The organism is Labrenzia sp. ATLA3 (assembly GCF_057180185.1).
Genome location: NZ_JBXUKV010000003.1, coordinates 444736 through 467956, shown reverse-complemented (window position 1 = coordinate 467956; position 23221 = coordinate 444736). Strand labels below are relative to the sequence as shown.

General features: G+C 60.1%; 21 protein-coding genes. 11 read left to right on the top strand and 10 right to left on the bottom strand.

Going from position 1 to position 23221, the window contains the following annotated elements; genetic code table 11:
• Nucleotides 1-158: 158 nt before the first annotated feature.
• Entirely contained in the window at nucleotides 159-4970 is a 4812-nt protein-coding gene (locus tag AC2A6O_RS10105; protein WP_498926719.1) for an NAD-glutamate dehydrogenase, read from the bottom strand.
• 107 nt (nucleotides 4971-5077) lie between these two features.
• Here AC2A6O_RS10105 and AC2A6O_RS10100 point away from each other — a divergent pair, with 107 nt between their 5' ends.
• The 4 genes from AC2A6O_RS10100 to msrQ all read left to right on the top strand — a co-directional run bounded on the left by AC2A6O_RS10100 (nucleotide 5078) and on the right by msrQ (nucleotide 9386).
• Entirely contained in the window at nucleotides 5078-5644 is a 567-nt protein-coding gene (locus AC2A6O_RS10100) for a peroxidase-related enzyme (protein WP_148583422.1), read from the top strand.
• A 139-nt stretch (nucleotides 5645-5783) separates the two neighbouring features.
• A complete protein-coding gene (gene argC / locus AC2A6O_RS10095; RefSeq protein ID WP_498926717.1) occupies nucleotides 5784-6734 on the top strand; it encodes an N-acetyl-gamma-glutamyl-phosphate reductase in 951 nt (316 codons plus the stop codon).
• Nucleotides 6735-6773: 39 nt separating this feature from the next.
• Nucleotides 6774-7379, top strand: coding sequence for a 3-isopropylmalate dehydratase small subunit (leuD, locus tag AC2A6O_RS10090; RefSeq protein ID WP_498926715.1), 606 nt, complete (start codon nucleotides 6774-6776; stop codon nucleotides 7377-7379).
• Between the two features lie 1140 nt (nucleotides 7380-8519).
• Nucleotides 8520-9386: a protein-methionine-sulfoxide reductase heme-binding subunit MsrQ gene (msrQ, locus tag AC2A6O_RS10085; RefSeq protein ID WP_498926713.1), complete on the top strand. Its 867-nt coding sequence runs from the start codon at nucleotides 8520-8522 to the stop codon at nucleotides 9384-9386.
• Nucleotides 9387-9625: 239 nt separating this feature from the next.
• On the opposite strand, the gene AC2A6O_RS10080 is transcribed toward msrQ, so the two are convergent.
• On the bottom strand, nucleotides 9626-10132 hold the full coding sequence (locus tag AC2A6O_RS10080) for a Crp/Fnr family transcriptional regulator (protein WP_148583426.1): 507 nt from the start codon (nucleotides 10130-10132) through the stop codon (nucleotides 9626-9628).
• A gap of 25 nt (nucleotides 10133-10157) precedes the next feature.
• Nucleotides 10158-10841 (bottom strand): response regulator transcription factor, encoded by a 684-nt coding sequence (locus AC2A6O_RS10075; RefSeq protein ID WP_148583427.1) that lies wholly within the window; start codon nucleotides 10839-10841, stop codon nucleotides 10158-10160.
• 192 nt (nucleotides 10842-11033) lie between these two features.
• Between AC2A6O_RS10075 and AC2A6O_RS10070 the strand changes: the two genes are divergently transcribed.
• Nucleotides 11034-11573, top strand: coding sequence for a L,D-transpeptidase family protein (locus AC2A6O_RS10070; RefSeq protein WP_498926710.1), 540 nt, complete (start codon nucleotides 11034-11036; stop codon nucleotides 11571-11573).
• 19 nt (nucleotides 11574-11592) lie between these two features.
• Here AC2A6O_RS10070 and AC2A6O_RS10065 read toward each other — a convergent pair whose 3' ends face one another.
• Complete coding sequence (locus AC2A6O_RS10065) at nucleotides 11593-12078, bottom strand: hypothetical protein (RefSeq protein ID WP_498926707.1); 486 nt, start codon at nucleotides 12076-12078, stop codon at nucleotides 11593-11595.
• Nucleotides 12079-12300: 222 nt separating this feature from the next.
• Between AC2A6O_RS10065 and ypfJ the strand changes: the two genes are divergently transcribed.
• The 5 genes from ypfJ to AC2A6O_RS10040 all read left to right on the top strand — a co-directional run bounded on the left by ypfJ (nucleotide 12301) and on the right by AC2A6O_RS10040 (nucleotide 18806).
• Nucleotides 12301-13194: a KPN_02809 family neutral zinc metallopeptidase gene (ypfJ, locus tag AC2A6O_RS10060; protein ID WP_498926705.1), complete on the top strand. Its 894-nt coding sequence runs from the start codon at nucleotides 12301-12303 to the stop codon at nucleotides 13192-13194.
• Nucleotides 13195-13383: 189 nt separating this feature from the next.
• Nucleotides 13384-14295 (top strand): diaminopimelate epimerase, encoded by a 912-nt coding sequence (gene dapF, locus AC2A6O_RS10055; RefSeq protein WP_498926703.1) that lies wholly within the window; start codon nucleotides 13384-13386, stop codon nucleotides 14293-14295.
• Nucleotides 14292-15560 carry a tRNA (N(6)-L-threonylcarbamoyladenosine(37)-C(2))-methylthiotransferase MtaB gene (gene mtaB / locus AC2A6O_RS10050; protein WP_498926701.1) on the top strand — a complete coding sequence of 423 codons (1269 nt, stop codon included), beginning with the start codon at nucleotides 14292-14294 and terminating at the stop codon, nucleotides 15558-15560. The genes dapF and mtaB overlap by 4 nt, the downstream gene beginning before the upstream one ends.
• Nucleotides 15561-15812: 252 nt before the next feature.
• Entirely contained in the window at nucleotides 15813-17198 is a 1386-nt protein-coding gene (gene ftsY / locus AC2A6O_RS10045; RefSeq protein ID WP_498926699.1) for a signal recognition particle-docking protein FtsY, read from the top strand.
• Between the two features lie 162 nt (nucleotides 17199-17360).
• Nucleotides 17361-18806 carry a mechanosensitive ion channel domain-containing protein gene (locus AC2A6O_RS10040; RefSeq protein WP_498926697.1) on the top strand — a complete coding sequence of 482 codons (1446 nt, stop codon included), beginning with the start codon at nucleotides 17361-17363 and terminating at the stop codon, nucleotides 18804-18806.
• A gap of 34 nt (nucleotides 18807-18840) precedes the next feature.
• Here the strand turns inward: AC2A6O_RS10040 and AC2A6O_RS10035 are convergent, their stop codons facing one another.
• The 3 genes from AC2A6O_RS10035 to AC2A6O_RS10025 all read right to left on the bottom strand — a co-directional run bounded on the left by AC2A6O_RS10035 (nucleotide 18841) and on the right by AC2A6O_RS10025 (nucleotide 20713).
• Entirely contained in the window at nucleotides 18841-19629 is a 789-nt protein-coding gene (locus tag AC2A6O_RS10035; protein ID WP_148583435.1) for a DUF1206 domain-containing protein, read from the bottom strand.
• 143 nt (nucleotides 19630-19772) lie between these two features.
• Complete coding sequence (locus AC2A6O_RS10030) at nucleotides 19773-19910, bottom strand: hypothetical protein (protein ID WP_498926694.1); 138 nt, start codon at nucleotides 19908-19910, stop codon at nucleotides 19773-19775.
• 374 nt (nucleotides 19911-20284) lie between these two features.
• Nucleotides 20285-20713, bottom strand: a complete 429-nt coding sequence (locus AC2A6O_RS10025; RefSeq protein ID WP_498926692.1) for a pyridoxamine 5'-phosphate oxidase family protein — start codon at nucleotides 20711-20713, stop codon at nucleotides 20285-20287.
• 211 nt (nucleotides 20714-20924) lie between these two features.
• Between AC2A6O_RS10025 and AC2A6O_RS10020 the strand changes: the two genes are divergently transcribed.
• A complete protein-coding gene (locus tag AC2A6O_RS10020) occupies nucleotides 20925-21461 on the top strand; it encodes a TetR/AcrR family transcriptional regulator (RefSeq protein WP_498926690.1) in 537 nt (178 codons plus the stop codon).
• A gap of 138 nt (nucleotides 21462-21599) precedes the next feature.
• Here the strand turns inward: AC2A6O_RS10020 and AC2A6O_RS10015 are convergent, their stop codons facing one another.
• From AC2A6O_RS10015 to gloB, 3 genes are all read right to left on the bottom strand, one after another.
• Nucleotides 21600-22043, bottom strand: coding sequence for a cupin domain-containing protein (locus tag AC2A6O_RS10015; RefSeq protein ID WP_498926688.1), 444 nt, complete (start codon nucleotides 22041-22043; stop codon nucleotides 21600-21602).
• A gap of 47 nt (nucleotides 22044-22090) precedes the next feature.
• Nucleotides 22091-22306: a hypothetical protein gene (locus tag AC2A6O_RS10010; protein WP_498926686.1), complete on the bottom strand. Its 216-nt coding sequence runs from the start codon at nucleotides 22304-22306 to the stop codon at nucleotides 22091-22093.
• A 122-nt stretch (nucleotides 22307-22428) separates the two neighbouring features.
• Nucleotides 22429-23211: a hydroxyacylglutathione hydrolase gene (gloB, locus tag AC2A6O_RS10005; protein WP_498926684.1), complete on the bottom strand. Its 783-nt coding sequence runs from the start codon at nucleotides 23209-23211 to the stop codon at nucleotides 22429-22431.
• Nucleotides 23212-23221 lie beyond the last annotated feature (10 nt).

Genomic DNA, 23221 nt, shown 5'->3' with positions numbered 1-23221 from the left:
AAGGTAGGCCTCTCACCAGCCTGGCAACACATATCACCTCATCCTGAGGAAGCGCGTAGCGCTGTCTCGAAGGATGGGCCACTTGCTCTGGGTGCTTAAAGGAAATCGAAAAAGGCCGGCAGCGGAACTGCCGGCCCTTTTGTCTGGTGTGCTGGCGTTTACGCGGTGCCGCAGATTTCTGCGAGCAGGCTGGCCGCCACGGAGAATTTCGACACGCTGAGGCCGCCGTCGAGGATTTCCGAGACCGAGCGCTTGCGCCGGCCCACTTCCGCCTCGTGTTCTTCCAGCCAGCTTGAGAAACCGCCTGCCCGGACTGCGGCGATGGCCAGCGCCCGCTGAGCGGAGACCAGCGTTGCCTGTGCACGGTCGAGTGCAAGGCCATCGTAATAGTCCCGGACGTCGAGATCGTTGGCCAATTCGATGATCGCACCGAGCTGGAAGTGGTGGGCGACCTCGAAATAGGCTTTTGCCGCCGTATCGAGATCGGCCTCCGTTTCTTCCGAAACGATGACGATGTCGGGAATGGCCCGTTCCGCCGGTAGCCAGGCGATCCGCCGTGCCAGGCCTTCGGGAACGCCCTGGTTCACATAGGCCGCGGTGCGGTCCGCCAGGACTGCAGCGGGCTCTTCCGGCAAGACCGTCTCCAGACGGCCGCGCAGCACGGCAATGCCGGAGCGGAACCGTTCGACGACTGCGGACAGTCCCTTGTCGAAGGAGACGTTGCGCTTGAACCAGACCACCCGTTCCAGAAGCAGCGACTGGATTTCCGAGTAGAGTTCCAGCTGCAAGGCGCCGTCGATCTTTGTGTCGAGCTGGTCGATTTCCGTGTTGAGGTCGGTCAGGTCATAGCTGTTGCGCACGGCGACGAAGCCCTGCGCGATTTCGGTCGCCGTGGCGTCGGTCTGATCGCGCAGACGGGTGATGAAGGTGGGGCCACCCCGGTTGATCATCGAGTTGGCCAGCATCGTGGCGATGATTTCGCGCCGCAGCCTGTGGCCGCTGATCTCGTCCTTGTAGGTATCGGCCATCTGGTCCGGGAAATAGCGGAACAGTTCACGAGCGAGATAATCATCATCGGGAACCGAGCTTTCCAGAAGCGCGTCAAAGAGCGTGATCTTTGCATAGGCCAGCAGCACGCCCAGTTCGGCGCGGGTGAGAAGCAACCCGGCCTTGCGCATTTCGTCGAGCGTTGCCTCGTCCGGCAACTGTTCGACAACCCGGTCGAGAAGGCCGGCCTGTTCCAGTTGCCGCATCATGCGCACCTGGTAGCCGAAGTCTTCCATGCCGCGCAGTTCGGTCATGGAGATGGCCAGGGTCTGCAGATAGTTGTTCCGCAGCACGAGCTCGGCGACCTCGTCGGTCATTTCGGCCAGGAGTTCGTTGCGCTGCTCGATGGTCAGCTTGCCGGATTTGACCGCAGCCCCGAGGGCGATCTTGATGTTGACCTCCATATCCGAGGAGTTCACCCCGGCGGAATTGTCGATCGCATCGGAGTTGGAGCGCCCGCCCTTCTTGTTGAACGCGATACGGGCAAGCTGGGTCAGGCCGAGGTTTGCGCCTTCGCCGATCACCTTTGCGCCGACTTCCGACGCGGTGATGCGGATCGGGTCGTTGGCGCGGTCGCCCACATCGGCGTCCGTTTCGGATTTGGCGCGGATGTAGGTGCCGATGCCGCCGAACCAAAGGAGATCGACTTCCATCCGCAAAATGGCCGTCATCACTTCCTGCGGTGTTGCGCTGGCCTTGCCCAGCTTGAGCAGGGCCTGCATTTCCGGCGAGAGCGGGATGGATTTCAGCTGGCGTGAGAAGATGCCACCGCCCTTGGAAATCAGGTCGGTGTTGTAATCCTTCCAGGACGAACGCCCGAGGTCGAACATCCGCTTGCGTTCTTCCCAGGTTTTTGCCGGGTCCGGATCCGGATCAATGAAGATATCCCGGTGGTCGAAGGCGGCGATCAGCCGGGTTGCCTTCGACAGCAACATGCCGTTGCCGAAGACGTCGCCGGACATGTCGCCGACACCGGCCGCCGTGAAGGGCTCGCTCTGGATGTCGCGGTTCATCTCGCGGAAGTGCCGCTTGACCGCTTCCCAGGCGCCGCGTGCGGTGATGCCCATCTTCTTGTGATCGTAGCCGGCGGATCCGCCGGAGGCGAAGGCGTCGCCAAGCCAGAAGTGCCGGCCTTCCGAAATGCTGTTGGCCGTATCGGAGAACGTGGCCGTGCCCTTGTCGGCGGCCACCACCAGATAGGGGTCGTCCCCGTCGTAGCGCTGCACCCGCTGCGGCGGCAGGACGGTGTCCTCGTCCAGGTTGTCGGTCACGTCCAGAAGGGCGTTGATGAAGATCTTGTAGCTTTCCGTGCCTTCCTTGAACCAGGCGTCACGATCGCTCATCGGCGGCAGGTTCTTGGGCACGAAACCACCCTTGGCGCCGACCGGAACGATCACCGCGTTCTTCACCTGCTGCGCCTTGACGAGGCCCAGCACCTCGGTGCGGAAATCCTGCGGCCGGTCAGACCAGCGCAGGCCGCCACGGGCAACCATGCCGAAGCGCAGATGCACCCCTTCCACGCGCGGGCTGTAGACGAAGATTTCCCGGAACGGGCGCGGTTGCGGCAGGTCGTCAATCCGGCGGCTGTCGATCTTGAAGGCAAACGTCGGCTGGGGCTGACCGTCGTCGTCGAGCTGGTAGAAGTTGGTGCGCAGGATCGATTCGATCGCATTCTGGAACCGGCGCAGGATGCGGTCATCGTCAAGGCTGGCGACCTCTTCCAGATCGGCGGTCAGTTCGCCTTCCAGCCGTTCTGTACCGAGGTCCCGGTCTTTCGCGGTGACATCCGGGTTGAAGCGCAGGTGGAACAGTTCCACCAGCTTGGCCGTGACCTTCGGATAGTTGTTGAGCGTCGACCACATGTAGTCTTCGGAAAAGCGGATGCCGGCCTGGCGCAGATACCGCGACAGGGCGCGGATCACCGCCACGTCGCGCCAGGCGAGATCCGCCGTCAGCACCAGGCGGTTATAACCGTCGTCCTCCGCCAGCGCGGTCCACACCGCCATGAACATGCTTTCCAGCCGGGATTGCAGCTGGTCGGAGAAGACAAAATCCTCGCCGCTGCGTGATTCCAGCGTCATCTCATGGAGATAGGACAGGGGGGCGTCGGCGGGTGTAACGCGGTAGGTCCGCTCGTTGATAACCCGGAAGCCCATGTTTTCCAGCAGTGGCACGCGCGCGGACAATGGGATCGGCGAACCGCGGTGATAGACCTTCAGCGACAGGCGGTTTTCACTGGTGCCCGACTGGCGATAGAAGGTAATCGTTGTTTCGTTGGTGTCGGACAGGGTCTCCAGCTTGACGATGTCGAACAGCGCGGACTGGGCGTTGTAGACTTCCTTGTAGCCGCCATGAAACGACAGCGCGTAGCGGTCGGCCAGCTTGCGGGCCTGCGCCGGTGCGAATTCGTCCTTCAGTGCGTCGCGTACGCTGTCGGACCAGGTGCGCACCATGTCGGCAACGGCCGCTTCCAGCTCTTCCTGCAGCGGCTTCGGCGTTTCCCCGCGGTCACGCCCGATGATGTAGTGAACCCGCGCAAGCGGGCCTTCCGGATAGGTGACATACCAGGCCGAGACACGCCCTTCGTAGACCGAGGCCAGATAGGTGCCGACATTCAGGCGCACCTCGGTGGAATAGCGGTCACGCGGAACGAACACCAGAATGGAGACATAGCGGTCGAACTTGTCCGGGCGGGAGAGAACACGGATACGCGGACGCTCGTCGAGCTGCAAAATGGCGATGGAAAAGTCGAACAGGCGGTCGCGGTCGATCTGGAACAGTTCATCGCGCGGGAAAGCTTCAAGAACGTTTCGCAGCGCCCGGCCGGAATGGCTTTCAGAGCCGTAGCCGGCGCGGGCCAGCACGCTGGCAACCTTGCGGCGCAGGAACGGGATGGTGCTGGTCGGTTCCGTGTAGGCGGTGGAGGCGAACAGGCCGACGATACGCAGTTCACCGTTCATCTTGCCGTCGTCGTCATAGAGCTTGGCGCCGACGTAATCCATGTGCACGCGCCGGTGCACGGTGCTCTTCACATTGGCCTTGGCGATGATCAGCGGTTCGGGTTTCTTCAGGAACTCGCGGATTTCGGGCGTGATCTGGACGAACTCGGTGCCACGGCGCAGCACGCGCACGTCCGGATCGGACAAGAGACCAAGGCCCGTGCCTTCGTGGGGCGACAGCTCGCCCTCCTCGACACCGCCCTCGAACATGTATTCGCGCATACCGAGGAAAATGAAGTTGTCGTTCTCCATCCATTCCAGGAAATGGATCGCTTCCCACAATTCGTCGCTACTGCCGGGAATCTGCGTGGTCTTGTAGGTGTCGATGGCTTCAGCGAGGCGTTCCTGCATCGGCTTGAAGTCGGACACGACGGCGCGGACATCGGACAGCACCTTGTCGAGCCGCGCCTTGAGGGTCGCACGGGCTTCGGGCGAATCGATCCGCGTCACGTGAATATGTATGAGGCTTTCCTGCCGGTCGGTCCGCTTCGGCGGCTTCTTGCGGGCCGTGGCCGATGTCAGCTTGCCGTTTTCATCCCGTTCCACGATGAAAATCGGATGCAGGACCAGGTGCACCTCAATCTTGCTGTCCTGCAGCTCGTCCATCACGGAATCGACCAGGAACGGCATGTTGTCGTTTACGACCTCGATGACCGAGACGCCCTTGACCTTGCTGCCCTGTGCCTTGAACGCCGGGTCGGCGATGCTGACGCGATGTGTGCCGAGCTCGTGATTCTGGAAATCCTGCCAGGCTTCACGGGCAAAGCCGATCAGTTCCTCCGCGGTGTAGGCCACAAGGTCTTCCGCGGCGCCCCGGTCATAAAAGGCGCTTGAAAACTCGGCGAGAGCCGGATCTTCCTGATTCAAGGTTGCTTGGACCGCGTCGATGATCTTCAATTTCTCGACGTCGTGTTTGTCCGGCATTTTCCATCCCCTTAGGCGATCTTACGGTTTGGCTCTGTCGCTGGCTCGTTTTAAGACTTAAGTTCGTATTTCAACGACATAAACGGTTTCATGATGGGAGGAGCAAATTGTCAAGTAAAGTCACGGCCTTGCAAATCGATTCAAGTGTAACATTGAGTGAAAAGACACAGGCTTATTTCGATCTGTGCCAAGAGAAACTGGGGCTCGTGCCCAACGTTCTCAAGGCCTATGCGTTCGACGAAACGAAGCTGCGCGCCTTCACTGACATGTACAACGACCTCATGCTGGGCGAGTGTGCGCTCTCCAAGCTTGAAAGGGAGATGATTGCCGTTGCGGTTTCCGCGGTCAACCGATGTTTTTATTGCCTGACTGCCCATGGGGCCGCGGTGCGCGAACTTTCCGGGGATCCCGTGCTGGGTGAACTGATGGTGATGAACTACCGGGTCGCAGATCTTTCGCCCCGGCAGCGGGCGATGCTCGACTTTGCCGTCAAGCTGACGGAAAAGCCGGCAGAGATCGTGGAAAGCGACCGGCAGGCCCTGAGGGATGCCGGGTTTACGGATCGCGATATCTGGGACATCGGTTCGGTGGCAGCCTTCTTCAACATGACCAACCGGGTGGCCGCCGCCTCCGACATGCGTCCGAATGATGAGTATCACTCAATGGCCCGTTGAGATAACGCAGTGGCGCGCGGCGGTGACAAGCCGCGCGATTGGGTGTATGACGCTTGCGATTTTACACTGATCGGCGTGGAAACTTTCGTGTCTTGCGGCTCGAACGTTACGGCGATCCCGAGAAGGAGAGGAGCGGGCTATGGTTGCGCGCGTGTTTATTGATGGTGAAGCCGGTACGACGGGTCTGCAGATCCGCGAGCGCCTTGCCATGCGCCGCGACCTTGAGCTGATCTCCATCCCGGAAGACAGCCGGAAGGATCCGGCGGCCCGGGCTGACTATCTCAACAAGGCCGATGTTGCCATTCTTTGCCTGCCGGATGCGGCGGCCAAGGAAAGCGTGGCTCTGATCGAAAACGACACCACCCGCGTGATCGATGCCTCCAGCGCCCACCGCGTTGCCGAGGGCTGGGCCTACGGCTTTGCCGAAATGGATCTCGATCAGGCCGACATCGTCGCCGCCGCCATGCGTGTCACCAATCCGGGCTGCTGGCCGCAGGGGCTTATCGCTGCGGTGCGTCCGCTGGTCGCCGCAAAGCTGCTGCCGTCGGATTTCAACCTGACCTATTTCGGCGTCTCCGGCTATTCCGGTGGCGGCAAAAGCATGATTGCCGATTACGAAGCTGCAGGGACGGGCGTCAACGCGGTTGCGCCTTACGCGCTTGGCTTCAACCACAAGCACCTGCCGGAAATGACCGAATACGGTCTGCTGGATGCAGCGCCGCTGTTCACGCCAACCGTTGGCAACTTCTACAATGGCATGCTGACGGTTGTGCCGCTGAACCTGGCCGGTCTGGCGACCATTCCGACCGGCGAGCAGCTGCACGCGGCCATCGCGGATCATTTCGCTGCCGCGGCCGATGGTTTCGTCGAAGTGGCACCGCTGGAAGGGCTGGAGAAATCCGACAGCCTCAACCCGCAGGCGCTCAACGGCACCAACAAGCTGCAACTGCACGTCTTTGCAAATGACGCCAGGGCGCAGGCCGCCATCGTTGCGGTCTACGACAACCTGGGCAAGGGCGCGTCCGGTGCGGCCGTCCAGAACCTCAATCTGATGCTCGGCGTCGACCAGACCACCAGCCTTGCTGCGTGAGCGGGCATCCGTTTTCAGGCCTTTCAGGAGAGAAGAAGAATGGAAAAATTTGAGACCCTGACCGGTGTCGCGGCACCGTTGCCGATCGTCAACATCGACACGGACATGATCATTCCGAAGCAGTTCCTGAAGACGATCAAGCGCACCGGCCTCGGCACCGCGCTGTTCCATGAAATGCGCACCAACGACGACGGTTCGGAAAACGAGAATTTCATTCTCAACAAGGCAGCCTATCGCAATGCCAAGATCCTGATCGCCGGCGACAATTTCGGCTGTGGCTCCTCGCGTGAGCACGCTCCCTGGGCCCTTCTCGATTTCGGCATTCGCTGCGTCATTTCCACGTCGTTTGCGGACATCTTCTACAACAACTGCTTCAAAAACGGCATTTTGCCGATCCAGGTTTCCGAAGACGAACTCGAAACGCTGATGCATGCCGCTGAACGCGGCGCCAATTTCACGCTGACGATCGATCTGGAAAACCAGGAGATCAAGGGCCTGGAAAGCGGCGCCATCGCCTTCAGTATCGACAGCTTCCGCAAGCATTGCCTGACCAACGGCCTCGACGACATCGGCCTGACCATGGCCAAGGCCGGAGATATCGACACCTTCGAAAGCAAGATGGGCAACGACCGCCCCTGGGTCTAAGCCCTGCCGTCTAGCTCATTTGAAAGCCGGGTCGTGAGGCCCGGCTTTTTTGTATTTCATGCTTTTGCCCGCTCAAGCCGCATGGCTCTTCGCAATAGCTTGTTTCTCAAGGGGTCGATCCTCAGGACGGTGATAACGGCAATCGCACCAAGCCACCCCGCTCCGAAGCCTATGGACCTTGTCATCCCTGCGAAGGCAGGGATCCAGTATTCATTGAGTTCGCAAGGTGTTCCAATCCTTGCCTCACGGCGTACTGGATCCCGGTCTTGCCGCTGACGCGACAAACCGGGATGACAACCAGGCGGGTTTGAGTGGCTCTAACCTTGGTCTGTCTGTCAGGATTGGTGCATGCGGGGCCGCCGAAATCAGGATCGGCAAATTCGCTGCGTTGGGCTTGCTGGTGCGCAGCTTGTCGAAACGGCCATAGTCCCTCTTGTCGGGTGATCCACCGGGGGTCGATCGCCGCAATCGCGCCAAGCCGCCCCGCCCCGAAGCCTATGAACCTTGTCATCCCCGCGAAGGCGGGGATCCAGTATTCATTGAGTTCGTAGGGTTTTCTACGTCTGATCACACGGGGTACCGGATCCCGGTCTTGCCGCTGACGCGACAAACCGGGATGACAACCACACGTGTTTGAGTGGTTCCAACTCGGATTTATTGTCTGGGTTGGTGCATGCGGGGCCGCCGAAATCCGAATCGCTAAATCCGCTGCGTGGGACTTGCTGGTGCGCAGCTTGTCGAAACGGCCGGAGTCCCTCTTGTCGGGCGATCCACCGGGGGTTGATCGCGGCAATCGCGCCAAGCCGCCCCGCCCCGAAGCCTATGAACCTTGTCATCCCCGCGAAGGCGGGGATCCAGTATTCATTGAGTTCGTAGGGTTTTCTACGTCTGATCACACGGGGTGCTGGATCCCGGTCTTGCCGCTGACGCGACAAACCGGGATGACAAGGCACTTGGGTTTGAGTGGTTCCAACTCGGATTTCCCGTTTGCGTTGGGTGCATGCGGGTTGGAGCGATAGGAGCTTGCCGAGGAAGCGGGGTGGACAACGCGGGGCAACTGCTTCTCGTCTTCTTCACGCAAGCTTGAAAAGCTTTTCGCTGCTTTTGATCGCTTCGTGCGATACTGCGGAGCGCATGACTATGACGACACTGGCCTCCTACGCTCCCTGGACCGACCGGCGCGGCAACCTGTCCGTTTTGCGATTGGCTGTTTTCATCGCCGCGTTGCTTCCGGCATTGCAGATCTTTTACAGCCTTGCGTTTGGTCCGGTGTTGCCGGAGCCATTCGAGATGGAGCTTCACGCCAGCGGTGACTGGGCGATCCGGTTCCTGCTTGTGACGCTTGCCATCACACCGCTCAGGCGGATTTTTTCGTGGAACCGGATTGTCGGCGTGCGCCGTATGCTGGGCATAACAGTGCTTGCCTACGCCCTGTTGCATCTGGGCCTTTATGCGGCGCAGGAAAACTGGAACCTCGCCAAGGTCGTTTCCGAGATTTTCCTGCGCTTTTATCTGACAATAGGCTTTGTCGCGTTATGCGGACTTTCGGTTCTGGGTGCGACATCCTTCGATGCGGCCATCCGCAAACTCGGTCGGAACTGGCAGCGGCTGCACCTGGTGATCTATCCGATCGGCGGCCTCATGCTGTTCCATTTCTTCCTGCAGTCCAAATCCGACGTCACGGAGGCGACCCTGATGGCGGGCCTCTTCGTGCTGCTGATGGTCTACAGGCTGGCGGTCAAGGTTGGCTTCCGTCTCGCCAACCCGTTGGTTCTGGCGATATGCGCATGTGTGGCGGCGGCGGGTACGGCCGGGATCGAATATGCCTGGTACGCCCTCGCCACAGGCATTCCGGCGGACCGGGTGTTTCAGGCAAATTTCGCTGTTTCCGTTGCGATCCGCCCGGCGGTCTGGGTCGGGATCATCGGGCTCGGGGTCGCCGCTGCGGCAATTGTTCGATGGGTTGGCGGATTGCTTGGCCCGAAGCTGCGGTTGAACCGGGCGTAAACCTATCGGCGGACCTGTTGATCAAGCGTAACGAAGCGTTCCTCTGCCTTCGTCCGCCCATGACTTGATGATGGGATCCACGTCGATCGCCTTGACCTTCTGACGAGCTTGGCAGTGTGGCCTGGTCGCGGCAATGGCGGGGGAGAATAGGTTTTCGGAGAAACTCGAAGATCTGCCGACAATCAGGCGCTGTCTTGACTTGTTTGAAGTGCCTGAGATATTGCGCTCAGGCTTTCGCCTTACGACTGCTTCTCGTCGTCGCGCACGCGGCGCTCGGCGTTGATCTGTTCCAGCTCGGCCATCTTCTCGCCAATAGGCTTCAGGGCCGTGACAGTTTCGCGGAACTGCTGGGCGCGCTGGTCGAGCATGCGTTGGGCGAGTTCCGGAAATTCCAGGATCATGCGTTTGAACAACGCGCGGCGAATGCGGATGATGCTCACGCCGTCGACGGCTTCTGCCCGGCAGGGGCGCTTGTTTTCAGCAAGAAGAGCAGTCTCGCCCAGAAGCGTACCCTCACCGACACGCTCGATTTCCTCGTAGCCGTCCTTGGTGCGCATCTGCAGACTAACCGTGCCGCTGGTGATTACCAAACCACCATCGGCGCGGTCACCCTGATCGAACAGGCGCTGGCCGCGGTTGTAATCCATGCTTTCGGCGCTGAAGGCGAGCAAACGAAGCTGATCGTCCTGAAAATCCGAAAGCGTCGGGATTTGTTTGAGAATCGCAATGTCTTGGGCAAGGCTCATGCCCAAGAAATACGCCGATTACCGGTTAGGGCACAAGCTTATATCCACCGGCTTCTGTGACAAGAAGCTCTGCATTGGACGGGTCTCGCTCGATTTTCTGCCTGAGGCGGTAAATGTGGGTTTCCAGCGTGTGGGTGGTCACCCCGGAATTGTAGCCCCAGACCTCATGCAGCAGAACATCGCGGGTCACCGGCTTTTCGCCGGCGCGGTAGAGGAACTTGAGGATGGAGGTTTCCTTTTCCGTCAGCCGGACCTTGGAGCCGTTGTCGTCCTGCATCACCTTGGCCGCGGGCCGGAAGGAATAGCGGCCGATGGCGAAAGTGGCGTCTTCGCTCTGTTCATGCTGGCGCAGGTGCGCCCGCACACGAGCCAGAAGCACGGCGAACTTGAAGGGTTTGGTGACGTAGTCGTTGGCACCGGCCTCAAGCCCCAGGATCGTGTCGCTGTCACCGTCATGGCCGGTCAGCATGATGATCGGCGCCTTGAACCCGCTCTTGCGGAGCAGTTTGACCGCCTCCCGACCGTCTATGTCGGGCAGGCCAACGTCCATCAGCAGCAGGTCGACGTGTTCTTCCTTGGCCATGGCAATTCCGGACGTGGCCGAATCCGCCTGGATCGTCTCGAATTCATCGTAAAGCGAAAGCTGTTCCACCAGCGCTTCACGCAGTTCATTATCGTCATCGACAATCAATATCGTGCGAGCGGTCATCGTCGCGTTCCTCGCCAAAATCCAAAAACTTTTCACGACGACTTGTGCTAAGGACACAAGCGCGTTCCTGCTCCTATGTGCGTGGGAAATTGTTCGCGCACAAGCGGCGTCGCGTCAATTCTTCTTCACGCGGGGTTTAGGGGTGGTTTATCAAGGAGACCGGCGGAGCGGCCAGGAAGAACAGGCACAAGCATGAAAACCTTGAAAAAATCGGCGAGAAAGCTGGAAGTTTGCGCATCGCCACTGAATCGAAGGCGAGGCGTTCTCCGTCTCGGGGGGATCACGGTTCCGTGTGCGCTTGGCCGGTCCGGTATCGTCACGCGCAAGCGCGAAGGCGACGGCGGCACGCCTGTGGGCCGTTTTGCCTTGCTGCACGTCTATTATCGTCCGGACCGGGGGCTGCCACCGGCAACGCTGTTGCCGGCCGAACCGTTGTCACCGACGTCCGGCTGGTGCGACGATCCTGCCCATCATCGGTACAACAGGCCGGTGCAACTGCCTTTTCCGGCCAGCCACGAGAAGATGTGGCGCGACGACAGGCTCTACGACATCGTCGTCGTGCTGGACTGCAACCTCGCCCCTGCAGTGAAGGGAAAAGGCAGCGCGATCTTCTTTCACATCGCTCGGGAAGGTTATTCGCCGACGGAAGGCTGCGTTGCGGTCTCGCCGGAACACATGCGCATGATCCTTCAGAACATCGGCCCTGGCGCGGAGATGGTGATCCACGCCTGAGCCGAGTTTCAGAAGCGGTTTACGGAGTGGCGGACACCTGCGGCCGGTAGATGATGAAGCTGCCGCTGACCGTGATCGAGGTCCTGACGCCGGCAGCGTCGGTCGTGGTTGCCGTGCGAACGCCGAAACTGTTGCGTTTGACGGTCTGGTCGTCCGTGACATTGCTCTCCAGAAAGGTCGCCCTGTTGCCGTCGACGCTTTCCAGGATTGCCGTGTGCCGCGGTTCACCGCGAGACATGGTCTGCTCCTCCCAACTGCCGTCGGGGTGGGTTACGCGGACGGTGACTTCGAAACGTGTGAACTGAAAGACGTCACCCGGTCGGGCATCGGTCAGATTGTCGACCACCCGCCCCCAGACATAGGTGGAGGCCGGTTTGTCGAAGCCGAGGTGCGTGAAGCCATTGTTGACCAGGGTCCAGCACTGGCCGTCGCCTTCAACACGGCCAAGTCTCTCGGTGGCGAAATTGATCAGGCGTTGTGCCTGTTGAGCGTTTACATCGGGCATCATCGTTATCCTTTATAACTGCCCCGTGGACGCAATCTTAGGCCTGCATGACCGTGAGCTCTGTAACCGGCATCACGATTCCGCTGGTAAAAGGGGCAACCGAATGCGCCCTGCCGCGTTTTTCAAAAAGTGTCTCACAGGCAGGGGCCGTGGCCAACCGCATAGGTTTCCGCTGTCTTGTCTGCTATGACCGAAACTCGGGTTCACGGGGATGATCAGGACATGCGCTGGAAAGGCCGCCGCGGCAGCAGCAACGTTGAAGACAGGCGTTCGATGGGCGGGAGGCGGCGCATGCGCGTCGGTGGCCGCCGGATGAGAGCAGGTGGTGGCCTCGGTTTGACGGGCCTTTTGATCGTGGTTGGCATTGCCTGGCTGACCGGCATCAATCCGCTGGCATTGCTCGGCCAGCTGGACGGTGGCGGTGGATACGACACCCAGTCCTACCAAACCCAGGCACCCCGCAGTGCCGCCGACGAGGAAACCGCGCAATTTGTGTCCGTTGTTCTTGCGGACACGGAAAACACCTGGGGCCAGATCTTTGAAAATGGCGGCGCGTCTTATCCCGAACCGACGCTGGTTCTGTTTTCCGGGTCTGTGTCTTCGGCTTGCGGTTATGCCAGTGCGGCCACAGGTCCGTTCTACTGCGGCGCCGACGGCAAGCTGTATATCGACCTGTCCTTCTATCAGGAGCTGGCGAACCAGCTCAACGCACCCGGCGATTTCGCGCAGGCCTATGTGCTGGCGCATGAGGTCGGCCACCACATCCAGAACGTGCTCGGTGTACTCCCGGAGTTCCACAAGGCCCGGCGCACGCTCAGCAAGGCGGAGGGCAACGCCCTGTCCGTGCGTGTCGAATTGCAGGCCGATTGTTATGCCGGTATCTGGGCGCATTACGCTGCCAGGCAGAAAGGCTTTGTCGAAGAAGGCGACATCGACGAGGCTCTCAATGCGGCGAGCCGGATCGGTGATGACACCTTGCAGCGTCAGGCGCAGGGCTACGTCGTGCCGGAAAGCTTCAACCATGGCACCTCGGCGCAGCGCGCCCGCTGGTTCAGGAAGGGCTTTAAGTCCGGCGACCTCAATGCTTGTGACACGTTCAATGCGGTGAGCCTGTAGAGGGCACCAACACATCGCGTCATGCCCTGCAATGACGAACGAGTGGATTGCCGGACTGGCCGCCGTTTACGCATACCTGCGATGACGGCCTGTCCCACTGGTAATTTGCCGTGTTTTCCGCCATATAAGGGCAAATGTCCGCAAGATGGCGGACGCTTTTCCTTGAAGTTTTGTAGAAGTGCGACCGGTATGGCGTCTGAAACCAGACCCTTTTTGAAGATGAACGGCCTTGGCAATGATTTCGTGGTTTGGGACGCGCGGGAAAAACCGCTGCGTCTGACCCCCGAAGCCATTGCTACCTTGGGCGACCGGGAGACGGGCATCGGTTTCGACCAGATGATCACCGTCGAACGGTCCAATCTGGGTGTCGATGCCTTCATGCGTATTCATAACCGCGACGGCAGTGAGGTGTCGGCCTGTGGCAACGCCACGCGCTGTATCGGCCGTCTGCTGATGGAAGAAGCCGGCAAGGATCTCGTCACGATCGAGACCGGCGCCGGGCTTCTGCACGCGTTCGATGCCGAAGGTCCGCGCAGCGTGACTGTCGACATGGGGCTGCCGCGGCTTGCCTGGAACGAAATTCCGCTGGCGGAAGAGTTTGCCGACACCCGCGCGATCGAACTTCAGATCGGGCCGATCGATGATCCGATCCTGCACACGCCGGCCGTCGTCAACATGGGCAATCCGCACGCGATCTTCTGGGTCGACGATGTGGAAGCCTATGAGCTTGAGCGGGTCGGCCCCTTGCTGGAACACCATCCGATCTTTCCGGAATACGCCAATATTTCGCTGGCGCATGTGTTCGACACCGATCAGATCCGGGTGAAGGTCTGGGAACGCGGTGTCGGCCTGACGCTGGCCTGCGGCACTGCTGCCTGTGCGGTTGGCGTTGCCGCCGCGCGCGATGGCCGGACAAGCCGCAAGACCACCATCCATCTGCCGGGCGGGCCCATCGGGATCGAATGGCGCGAGAGCGACAACCACGTGCTGATGAGCGGTCTGACGGAAGTGGAATTTGAAGGCGAGGTCGATCTCGATACGCTGGACTGGCGCAAGACCGCCATGGGCGACGCCCCGGTGGAGGCTGGAGCCGCATCATGAGCATTGATGTCGTCACCTTCGGCTGCCGGCTCAATGCGTATGAGTCGGAGGTCATGAAGCGCGAGGCGGAGGCTGCGGGCCTTGAGGATGCCATTCTCATCAACACCTGCGCCGTCACCGGTGAGGCCGTTCGCCAGGCCCGCCAGGCCGTGCGCAAGGCCAAGCGCGATAACCCGAACGCAAGAGTGATTGTCACCGGCTGCGCTGCGCAGACGGAGAGCGAGACCTTCTCCGCCATGGACGAGGTGGATCTGGTGCTCGGCAACACGGAAAAACTGGAGCGCAAGTCCTACCAGGACGTTGCCGCCTTCGGCGTTTCCGAAACCGAGAAAGTGCGCGTCAACGACATCATGAGCGTCGAGGAAACCGCTGGTCACCTGATCGACGGACTGACGGGCCGCGCCCGGGCGTTCGTGCAGGTCCAGAACGGCTGCGATCACCGCTGCACCTTCTGCATCATCCCCTATGGCCGGGGCAATTCCCGCTCCGTGCCGATGGGCGTGGTCATCGACCAGATCAAGCGCCTTGTCGACAACGGCTATAACGAGATCGTGCTGACCGGTGTGGACATCACCTCCTATGGCGCTGATCTGCCGGGAACGCCGAAGCTGGGCACGCTGTCAGCCAAGATCCTGAAGATGGTTCCGGAGCTGAAGCGCCTGCGTCTGTCTTCCATCGATTCCATCGAGGCGGACGACGACCTGATGCGGGTGATTGCGGAAGACGAGCGGCTGATGCCGCATCTGCATCTGTCCCTGCAGGCGGGCGACGACATGATCCTGAAGCGGATGAAGCGTCGCCATTTACGTGCGGACACGATCCGCTTCTGCGAAGACGTTCGCCGCCTGCGTCCTGACATGGTTTTCGGGGCTGACATCATTGCCGGTTTCCCGACAGAAACCGAGGACATGTTTCAGAATTCGCTGAGGATCGTCGACGAATGCGATCTCACGCATCTGCACGTCTTCCCGTTCTCGCCGCGCAAGGGCACACCGGCAGCGCGCATGCCGCAGCTGCCGCGTGACGTCGTGAAGGCGCGCGGTGCGCGCCTCAGGGCCAAGGGTGAGGAAGCGCTGGTCCGGCATCTTCAGGCGGAGGTCGGCAAGACCCGCCCGGTGCTGATCGAGAAGGAAGGCCTTGGCCGCACAGAACAGTTCACGCAGGTCGAACTTGGCGGCGGCGCTGCCGGTGAGATCGTCGAAACGAGAATTATCGGCCATACCGGCCGCCATCTTCTGGGCGAAGCCCTTTCCAAGGCTGCCTGAGGGGCGGTTCACGGATCGGTTGATGACAGGCTCTTCTGCGAAATGTGTCGGATTGGATTGAAGCTGGACAAACAGCCTCATCCTGAGGAGGCGCGAAGCGCTGTCTCGAAGGATGGGCCGCTTGCTCCGGGGGTGTAGCCCATCCTTCGAGACGGTCCGGTAGGACCTCCTCAGGATGAGGCGGAATGTGTGGCCACTTTTGTTACGACAGTTTAAGAACGCAGTGTTGGGCAGATTTTTTAAGGCAGGTTCATGAGCGAGAAAAAGCGCGGCTTTCTAGGGCGTCTCTTCGGTGGCAAAAGCAAACCGGAAGACGAGGCCATTCCGGCCGCTGAAGATGCGGCACAGGACGCACCATCCGCAGAACCGCAGGACGAGGATCCGGCGCTTGACGTGGAGATGGAGGTTCGTCCCGTTGCCGCGCTGAACGAGCCGTTCAAGCCGTTTACGATGGATGCTTCACCGGGGATCGCTCCCGAGCTGTCGCCGATGACACCGGCGTTGCAGCCGGAAGACATTGTGTCCACTGATATCGGTTCCGACGTCGAGCCTCTGGAGACCGAAACGCCTGAACCGCCTGCGGAAGAACCTGAAGCCTCTCAGCCGGAAGCACCCGCGCCCGAAACGCCTGCACCAGAAGCACATGCGCCTGAAACCGCAAGTGTGCCGGATCCGGTCATTACGCCCACGCCCGTGGAAGAGCCTGCTGCCGAAGAACCGAAGCTGTCCTGGTTTCAGCGGCTGAAGGCCGGTCTGTCCCGGTCTTCCGCATCGCTGACCGAAGGCATCAGCTCGATCTTCACCAAGCGCAAGCTGGATGCCTCCATGCTGGAGGAGCTGGAGGATATTCTGATACAGGCAGACCTTGGCGTCGACACGGCGATGGCGATTACCGAGCGGCTGTCCGACGGGCGCTACAACAAGGAAATCTCGCCGGAGGAAGTCCGGGAGATCCTGGCTGAGGAAGTCGAGAAAGTTCTGGCTCCCGTTGCCACGCCGCTGGATCTCGATACCGGCAAGAAACCGCATGTGGTTCTGATGGTCGGGGTCAACGGCACCGGCAAGACCACCACCATCGGCAAGCTGTCGCAGAAGCTGCGCTCCGAAGGCAAGACCGTCATGCTTGCCGCTGGCGATACTTTCCGCGCCGCTGCGGTGGAGCAGTTGAAGATCTGGGGCGAGCGCACCGGCGCTGAAGTGATTTCCCGCGATACCGGGGCCGATGCGGCCGGGCTTGCCTATGACGCGATGAAGGAAGCGAAGGCCAAGGACGTCGATGTGCTTCTGGTCGATACGGCCGGGCGACTGCAGAACAAGGCGGAGCTGATGGATGAGCTGGAAAAGGTCATCCGTGTGATCAAGAAGCACGATCCGGAGGCGCCGCACACGGTTCTGCTGACGCTGGATGCGACGACCGGACAGAACGCGCTCAACCAGGTCGAGATCTTCGGCAAGGTTGCCGGCGTGAACGGTCTAGTGATGACGAAGCTGGATGGCACGGCGCGCGGTGGTATCCTGGTCGCGATTTCCGCCAAATATGCTTTGCCGGTGCATTTCATCGGTGTCGGCGAAGGGGTTGCCGATCTTGAGCCCTTCTCGGCCAAGGAATTTGCCAGCGCGATTGCGGGGATGGCTTAACCGGCCATCAGGTCCGCCACGGGAACCGTAGGAGACCTGACCGGGGCTGGCGATGGATCCCAGCCGCATGATTCTGTATTTACTGACCCATGGTCAGGGAACCTCAACACCTCGGGTGCGTTGTGTTAGCGTCGAAGTCCATCGCGCGCGGACACCCTTGTAATGACGGCAACCGAGCGCAAGCGCGGAAAGGCCGTCATGATTTCCAGACTGTTGCAATCCTTCCTTCTCGTCCTTGTGCTGTCCCTGTCAGCCGCACAGCCTGTTCTGTCACAAACGGAAAACAAGTCCGGCGCAATCACCGCCGTGCCCGGCGCCGGTGAAGATCAGGCGATAGAGCACCGTATCAACGACATTTTTGACGAACTCGATGGGCTTGCCGGAATTTCCGTCTCGGTGAAATCGGGTGTGGTCAATCTGAACGGTACGGTGACCGAGGCCGTTCTTGCCACGAAAGCGGAAGAGCTTGCCAGCCGCGTGGACGGCGTTGTTGCGGTCCAGAACAATCTCACCGAAGAAACCGCACTGGAGGAACGCCTGGTTCCGGTTTACGAACGGTTGCACGCGCGTCTGTTGCAGGGCGTGAATTATCTGCCGCTTGCCATGGTTGCCTTGCTTGTCTGGATGCTGGCCAGTGCCGCCGGTGTGCTGATCGCGCGGCTTGAATGGCCCTGGAACAGGCTGACCCCAAATGCCTTCATCGCGGATCTTGTCAGGCAGCTGATCAGGATCCTGTTCTTCACGATCGGCATCGTGCTGGCGCTTGATGTGCTTGGCGCAACAGCGGTCATTGGTACCTTGCTCGGTGCGGCAGGTATCGTGGGCCTGGCGGTTGGTTTTGCCGTCCGGGACACGGTTGAAAACTACATCGCCAGTATCATGCTCAGCATCCGGCAGCCGTTCAATCCGAAGGATTTCGTCAGGATTGAAGGCTATGAGGGCTATGTCATCAGTCTCACGTCGCGCGCCACGATCCTGATGGAAAAGGATGGCAACCATATTCGCATCCCCAACGCGATCGTCTTCAAGAGCACGCTCATCAATTACTCCACAAATCCGCGGCGCCGCTTCGTGTTCGAACTGGGCGTGGACGCGGAAAGCAATCTGGACAAGGCGCTGGATGTCGGGCTGAACACGCTTCGCCGTCAGGGGTTTATTCTTGGAGAGCCCTCTCCTGATGCCTGGATCGAGGCACTGGGAGACTCCAACGTCGTTCTGAGCTTCGTCGGCTGGATCGACCAGACGCGCACCGATTTCCAGAAGGCCCGGTCGGAGGCGATGCGCCTCGTCAAGCTTGCGCTTGAAGCAAATGGCTTCTCCCTGCCCGAACCCATCTACCGGCTGCGCTTCGACGATGCGCCCGCTCTGGAAAACCTCCTGGCAGACAGGGAGCAGCCGGATCGGGACCAAAGACAAATCGCCAGCAAGGAGACAGTCTTCCCCGAAACGATGGAAGAGGTGCCGAACGATACGGAAGCCGACAGGGACCTCGAAAAGCAGGTTGACCAGGAGCGTATAGCCACCCAGTCGGAAGATCTTCTCGATGAGCATGCGCCGAAGGAATTCGGCGCGAAGTCCGCCAAGCCTTCCAAGCGTGTCAGAGGCTGAGCGACGATCCGGCGGTGTTTTACAAAGGTGCAGGTCAGGAAAGGCTGACCCTGCGCCACCGGGATTCCACAAGTGAATAGATCGCAAAAATCATGAGGCCGACGGCCAGTACGAACAGCATGATCCGTCCGTAAGGCAAATCCTGAATGTATCTGAGTGCGTCCAGTGTGCTCGGCAGGCCGCCTTCGGAAGACGCGGCACCCTCGATGCCAAGCCAGACCATTGCCGAAAGCAGGGCAAACACGACACCGCGTGCGCCAAGGCCAAGCACCGACACGACATGCACGAGCCGCATGGGGGCCTCGTTTTCATCGAAATGCTTGCAGTATTTGCCTGAACAGGCTTTCCACCAATGCGCCGCCGCAATCCCCAGAAAGACGAGCGACAGACCGGCCACGAACAGGCGCTGGCCAAGTCCTTGCGAAATGGTGTTCAGCAGGTTGGGGAGAAGCTTGCCGCCGCCCGAGCCCGTTAATCCAAGCAGGCCGATGGCGTAGAGTGCGAGCGCGCTATAGGTGGCAGCGCTGGCCAGAAGGGCGAGACGTACGACGATCCCTTGCGCTGTCCAGCCATGGTTGTCGGCGTCCAGAACAGACTGGACCAGCCGCCAGACGACAAAGCCGAACAGGCCTGCCACGAGTACGGCTACAAGAACCGATCCGAATGGTTGGGATAACAGGGTAACAAGTGCGCCTTTGGTGCCTTTGCTGCTGCCTGCGCCGACGGAGGCGAGAATGGCAAAGACCGAAATGATGCCGTAGACGACACCGCGCGAAAGATATCCGGCGCGCGCGGCAGCTTGTAACCAGTTCGAATGTCTCATGACCCTGGTCTTTCCGCCATGCCGGCATTTTGACGATCAGATGTGAGCTGGGTGCCGCTGTTGGCAGGCTGAAGGGGTGGCTAGCCGGGAAGCGTTGACCACGACGGCCGATAGGGTTGTGCGGCTAGCGTTCTGACGATGGCTCAGGCCAGTCCGAGAAAGGACAGGATGGCGACGACGACGACGATAAGTCCGACCAGATAAATGATGTTATGCATGATGTAATCCTTCCCAAAAACGGAAAAGGGCCGGACGCAGGTGAACGGGGGGCGGCCGTTCATGGGCGGGGGCATGCGTCCGGCCCAAACAGTTGGAGGTCATCTGCCGGGGGTGCGGCAGTTTTAACTGGAGTAGGTCAGATCAGACCAATAAAGGACAGTATCGCGCCAACTACGACGACGAGACCGACCAGATAGATGATACCGTTCATGCCTCTCTCCTTTCGTTGGAAAGAGAACTCGCCAAGCCTCTATTGGTTCCGCAAAATCGTGCAGGTGTGTGAAAATTAGTTTCCCGGTTCCCAGCCTTCCGGTGCCGGGAGCAAGTCCTGGAACTGAAATCCGGGCGCGTCAGTGCAATCGACAAGGGTCCACGCACCGAGCGACCGGCCCTGCTGTCAGCCGTCACCGGGAACAATGCCCCGAGGACGCAAAAGTCACGCAGTTGCGCGTGACACCCAGACCTCGGGCGGCGTCGTCATCGACCCGATCTCAATGCGGTCGGGAATGATTTTAACGACGGCATAATTCGGGTCGTCCACACCGGAAATATAGGCACGCAGGCCGTCGAACCAGAAGTCCTTCCGGTCTTGCTCCTCGGTTGAAATCTCGGCATGGCCTTCGACCTGCAACCATTTTTCAGCTTTGAAATCCTGGGCGCCCAGTGTCGCGTGAACCGTTGGATTGGCTCGAATATGGGCGATCTTTCGTGACGTGAGATACGTGCTGAACCAGACCGACAAGTCTGGCAGCATCCTGCCTGCCACGAACCGGACCCAGGGGGCGCCTTTTGGGGTCACCGTCGCGACCGAGACGAGTTGCAGACCGGGCGCAAGGTTCAGAATCTCCTGTTCGATTTCAGGCAATTTAGGCTTCCTTTCGATTGTTTTCCCGGATTGGCGAAGGTTTTTCAAAACACCCGCCGCTCCGGGTCTTGGGTTGAACACGGAAGGTTTCGCAGGCCGGGAAAGGGGTCGGCAGAGCCAGCGAACCAAAGATTAGATACATATGTGTATTTAACTTTCACACAGCTTCCTGATCTTGTAAATACATAAGTGTATTAAACTGGAGAATCGCATGAGCCGGCCCGCAAAGGTGACTGTTGAGGAATGGGTTGAAATCGGTCTGGATGCGCTTCGCCATCAAGGGTTTGAAGCGCTCAAGGCGGACAGCCTTTCAAAGGCACGTGGCGTGACTCGCGGGAGCTTCTACAACTACTTCAAGGCGGTCACCGATTATCATGCCGCCGTCATTCATCGCTGGAAGCAGCTTGCCGCACAAAATGTGATTGTCGAGATCGACAAGTTGCCCTCGAAACGGGCGGCATTGCACGAACTGTTGCGCCTCGCCTTCGGCAGCAGCGAGCGCCTGGAGCGGCAGATGCGCATCTGGGCGGAAAACGACCCGCTGCCGCGACGCGCGGTTGCCGAAGTGGACGAAATGCGCATTGCCTATCTGAAGCAGCTTCTTCTGGACAACGGCGTTCCCTCGCGTAGCGCCGGTACGCGGGCAAACCTTATCTACGACTGTTACCTGGGGTGCTCCATGCGGCGCAGCCTGACGGAGGAAGAACTGGAGGAACTGGTGCAAGAGCTCATGCGCTTGTGCTCGTAGATCATTGTGCGGCCAGGAGGGCGCATACGAGACGCTCTGCCACTTTCAGGCCGACACGATGTTGAGCCTTCAGCTGATTCCAGTTGGGCGTGGCCGTTCGGCTTTAGGCGGCATCCGGCCCGAAGGGGCAAGGCAGGATCAAGTCCCCGGCTCCCATCCCTCCAGCGCCATCTCGAACCCCTCGAAGCGGAACCCCGGTGCTACGGTACAGCCGACAAGGGTCCAGGCACCGAGCGAGCGGGCCTGTTGCCAGCCGTCGCGGGGGATGATGCCCTGCGGCCGTTCGCCGGCCAGAAGATCGTTCCCGAGGGTCAGGACTTCCTTCGTCTTGCCGTCCGTGCTCAAGGAGAGCTCCAGCGGGCTGCCGGCATACCAGTGCCAGGTTTCGACCGCGTCAACCTTGTGCCAGCGCGACAACACACCTTCGGGAAGCAGGAAATAGATCAGGGTAGAGGCCGCCCGCCCGTCATCATCGGTCACGCTGTCACGGAAGGTTTCGGCATAAAAGCCGCCTTCGGGATGCGGTTGCATGTCGAGAAGATCGACGATCTTTTCGGCGGTCAGACTGGTGGATGGCGTCATGAAAGGTCCCGGACAGCTCAACAGGAGGATACGCCGGGAAGAATCTCTCAGGAGGATTTCGACCCGGTGCAGAAGGCCAGATCATCAATGGTTTCGCGCAGGGCCGCAACCACTTCCTCATAAAGCAGTTGCATGTCCAGCCTGTGCCCGCCGCCCAGGTGACCCGGTATCGGTTCGGCCTGACCGACAATTCGGCTGACCACATCCCGTGCCCGCAGCTCCGCGGAGCGTGTCAGACGGTCTTCGGAACTCGCAGGTGTCATGGTGAGTGCCCCTTCATGATCACGATAGTGTGCATATGGGGGCAACCAACCCAGGATATAAGCCTTCCGGCCAGGAAAAACCGGAAGCTGCAAGAATTATGCAGAAAATGCCATTGGCTTGATCAGGCGTTGTCCTTGCGAGTGCGGATTTCGGTGAAGACTTCGACGGCACTTTTTCCGTCCATATCGAGAGCCTTTGCAACAGAAGCTTCGCCCGCGCGCAAAAACGGGTTTGTTGCTTTCTCTTTCGCCATGGTCGTCGGCAATGTCGCGGCGCCTTCCTGGCGAAGGGTTTCAACCTCTTCAGCCCGGGCTTTCAGATCAGCGTTTTCCGGGTCGATGGTCAGGGCAAAGCGTGCATTGGCCAGAGTGTACTCATGGCCGCAATAGATGGTGGTGTCGTCGGGAAGCTGGCGCATCAGCTTGGAAAGTGACGACCACATCATCTCCTTGTCGCCCTCGAACACCCGGCCGCATCCGAGCGCAAACAACGTATCGCCGGTATGCGCCACCTTGATCGAGGGGATGTACCAGGAAATCTGGTCCAGGGTGTGGCCCGGGGTCGAGATCGCCTTGATCTCGTATGGCCCGCAGCGGACATCGTCACCGTCTTCCACGGTGCGGTCCAGCTCGGCAATCTTCTGGCGTGAGCGCTCGGGTCCGATCACGGTCGCACCGGTCTGCTGCTTGAGCGTGCCCAGACCCTGAACATGATCCCAATGGTGATGGGTGATCAGAATATGCGTCAGCGACCACCCTGTCTGCTCCAGCGCCTTTTCATAAGCGTTGGCGTCCGGCACGTCGACGGCAATGGTCGTGCCGCTGTCCGTGTCATGGATCAGCACGCCGAAATTATCGTCGAGACAGGTGAACTGATGAATTTCGGTGGTGTCGCTCAAGGCCATGAAACGGCTC

Bases quoted from the DNA above. Each gene is read 5' to 3' on its own strand.
- AC2A6O_RS10020 (WP_498926690.1), top strand. From the start codon at position 20,925: ATGAGCCGGCCCGCAAAGGTGACTGTTGAGGAATGGGTTGAAATCGGT.
- AC2A6O_RS10015 (WP_498926688.1), bottom strand. From the start codon at position 22,043: ATGACGCCATCCACCAGTCTGACCGCCGAAAAGATCGTCGATCTTCTC.
- AC2A6O_RS10065 (WP_498926707.1), bottom strand. From the start codon at position 12,078: ATGCCCGATGTAAACGCTCAACAGGCACAACGCCTGATCAATTTCGCC.
- msrQ (WP_498926713.1), top strand. From the start codon at position 8,520: ATGACGACACTGGCCTCCTACGCTCCCTGGACCGACCGGCGCGGCAAC.
- AC2A6O_RS10105 (WP_498926719.1), bottom strand. From the start codon at position 4,970: ATGCCGGACAAACACGACGTCGAGAAATTGAAGATCATCGACGCGGTC.
- dapF (WP_498926703.1), top strand. From the start codon at position 13,384: ATGGCGTCTGAAACCAGACCCTTTTTGAAGATGAACGGCCTTGGCAAT.
- AC2A6O_RS10070 (WP_498926710.1), top strand. From the start codon at position 11,034: ATGAAAACCTTGAAAAAATCGGCGAGAAAGCTGGAAGTTTGCGCATCG.
- AC2A6O_RS10075 (WP_148583427.1), bottom strand. From the start codon at position 10,841: ATGACCGCTCGCACGATATTGATTGTCGATGACGATAATGAACTGCGT.
- ypfJ (WP_498926705.1), top strand. From the start codon at position 12,301: ATGCGCTGGAAAGGCCGCCGCGGCAGCAGCAACGTTGAAGACAGGCGT.
- AC2A6O_RS10010 (WP_498926686.1), bottom strand. From the start codon at position 22,306: ATGACACCTGCGAGTTCCGAAGACCGTCTGACACGCTCCGCGGAGCTG.
- argC (WP_498926717.1), top strand. From the start codon at position 5,784: ATGGTTGCGCGCGTGTTTATTGATGGTGAAGCCGGTACGACGGGTCTG.
- AC2A6O_RS10040 (WP_498926697.1), top strand. From the start codon at position 17,361: ATGACGGCAACCGAGCGCAAGCGCGGAAAGGCCGTCATGATTTCCAGA.
- AC2A6O_RS10080 (WP_148583426.1), bottom strand. From the start codon at position 10,132: ATGAGCCTTGCCCAAGACATTGCGATTCTCAAACAAATCCCGACGCTT.
- gloB (WP_498926684.1), bottom strand. From the start codon at position 23,211: ATGGCCTTGAGCGACACCACCGAAATTCATCAGTTCACCTGTCTCGAC.
- mtaB (WP_498926701.1), top strand. From the start codon at position 14,292: ATGAGCATTGATGTCGTCACCTTCGGCTGCCGGCTCAATGCGTATGAG.
- AC2A6O_RS10030 (WP_498926694.1), bottom strand. From the start codon at position 19,910: ATGAACGGCCGCCCCCCGTTCACCTGCGTCCGGCCCTTTTCCGTTTTT.
- AC2A6O_RS10035 (WP_148583435.1), bottom strand. From the start codon at position 19,629: ATGAGACATTCGAACTGGTTACAAGCTGCCGCGCGCGCCGGATATCTT.
- leuD (WP_498926715.1), top strand. From the start codon at position 6,774: ATGGAAAAATTTGAGACCCTGACCGGTGTCGCGGCACCGTTGCCGATC.
- ftsY (WP_498926699.1), top strand. From the start codon at position 15,813: ATGAGCGAGAAAAAGCGCGGCTTTCTAGGGCGTCTCTTCGGTGGCAAA.